This is a genomic window from Janthinobacterium sp. JC611 (assembly GCF_018682595.1).
In the GTDB taxonomy this organism is placed as follows: domain Bacteria; phylum Pseudomonadota; class Gammaproteobacteria; order Burkholderiales; family Burkholderiaceae_D; genus Janthinobacterium.
This window is the reverse complement of sequence record NZ_JAFLJN010000050.1, coordinates 1-316: the sequence shown is the minus strand read 5'-3', so window position 1 is coordinate 316 and position 316 is coordinate 1. Positions and strand designations below refer to the sequence as shown.

The window sequence follows — 316 nt, the reverse complement described above, 5'->3', positions numbered from 1 at the left end:
ATAGAAATAATTAATTTATAATTTCCTTACGTAAATAATTACTTAAGGCAACATATGCACCTGCGCTTGACGCCATGGTGCGGTGTATTTTTGTTTAGCGGCACCCTGTGTGCCGCCGTGTCCGCGCAGACCCGTCCCGACATCGCGCCGCCCCTTCCCACCCCGCCTGGCAGCAGCCAGCGCGACGATGCCAGCCAAGAACTGATACGCCAGCAAGAACGCGAGCGCGTCCTGCGCCAGCAGCAGGAGCGCACGCCCGACGTGCGCCTGCTCGAGGCGCCTACGGCCGCGTCCGCCAACCGCCTGCCCGCAGGCG

At 61.4% G+C, this 316-nt stretch carries 1 pseudogene; it reads left to right on the top strand.

The window, feature by feature from the left end:
* Positions 1-54: 54 nt before the first annotated feature.
* A pseudogene (locus J0O65_RS25080) lies at positions 55-316 on the top strand (ShlB/FhaC/HecB family hemolysin secretion/activation protein); the annotation flags it as partial.